This is a genomic window from Citrobacter sp. Marseille-Q5395 (genome assembly GCF_947057495.1).
GTDB classification, from domain to species: Bacteria; Pseudomonadota; Gammaproteobacteria; order Enterobacterales; family Enterobacteriaceae; genus Citrobacter; species Citrobacter murliniae.
This window is the reverse complement of record NZ_CAMSEL010000066.1, coordinates 1-1,222: the sequence shown is the minus strand read 5'-3', so window position 1 is coordinate 1,222 and position 1,222 is coordinate 1. Positions and strand designations below refer to the sequence as shown.

Here is a 1,222-nt window from a genome sequence, read left to right as displayed (position 1 = left end):
CGCCGCTGTCGCCGCGGTGATCGTGGTTGTTAAAGACTTCACGTATCTTGCTCATGCTGCCGGATTTATCCGTTATCTCCTTTGACGCCCCGATATTCCCTGCAACCGACGTGTCAGCATTAATCTGAGTTTTGCCCTGAACTGTCAGGGTATCGGTAATTTCAACCGGACCATCCAGCGTGCCTTTACCGACAATTTTGTAAGTTCCACCATCAGCCAGCGTAATCGTCAGGGCATGCGCGTTCCTGTCATAACGGATCTCGGTCCCGTCGCTGTAACGGGTAATGTGCTCGCTGTCACTTCCTTCCGGCACAGGCAGCTTTCCCGTGTTCCAGCCAGGAAACACCCGTCCGTTGTTGAGCTCTCCGGCTTCGGACAGGACCGTAACCGCATCCCCCACGGCATAAGGATTTGAATCCGCCCGGTTGGTTCCTGAAAACCCCTGGCACAACGGCAGCCAGGTCGTGATGATATCCCCCAAATCCACCCGGCATTTTGGGATGCGATCGTGCCTGACGGAATGGATAACGCCGCGCCGGACAAGGTTCGCCAGTCTGCGCTGCAGGTCGCCTGCGATATCACTCATCGGGCTGAGCCTCCTGGATAAGCTGATAGTCATCCACATGATTACGGCCCGTATCAGGTGCAGCACCCAGCCAGGCCTGCTGCAGAGGCATGCCATTGTTTGCAAAGGGGTCAGTACCAAATGCAGCCGCCTGGGTGAATGAAATACGCCAGACCAGATAATCATCCATTCGCGGATCAAACTCATCACGTTCAGCCGTGGTGAAAACCGCAGGCTCAATATGGCCCAGACCAAACTGCTGCCCGTCAATCCATTGGGTAATATCGGCCGCAGCGGTTCTGACAAAAATCTCAGGCTGACTCACACCCGATCCGGCAGCATCCACCACCACGAAGAGATCACAGGTTAAATTAACGCCCAGTTGCCCCTCATTACCTCCGCCCTGTTCCCAGCTGTTAATCGAGAAATACACCGCGGGCGTGGTCAGGCCCGAAAAGCGGGGAACATTTCGTTCCGGATACGCACCGGCATCACGCACCCATCCGATTTTTTTTAATGCGTCAGTCACGGCATCGTGATACCGCCCCAGCAACAGTGGCTCGGCCATCGTTCGTTACCTCAGACAGAAATACGGGCTTTTACGCGCCCGCGAATGTCGGTTTCAAAGTGATGCATAAAAATCTCCATCGCTTCCGC

General features: G+C 55.1%; 2 protein-coding genes. Both read right to left on the bottom strand.

Annotated elements, in window-relative coordinates:
- Positions 1-586 (bottom strand): phage baseplate assembly protein V (locus OH663_RS25975; RefSeq protein WP_263525945.1); only part of this gene is annotated, 586 nt, incomplete at its 3' end.
- Positions 579-1,133, bottom strand: coding sequence for a hypothetical protein (locus OH663_RS25970; protein ID WP_048221195.1), 555 nt, complete (start codon positions 1,131-1,133; stop codon positions 579-581). The genes OH663_RS25975 and OH663_RS25970, both read right to left, overlap by 8 nt.
- Between the last annotated feature and the right edge of the window lie 89 nt (positions 1,134-1,222).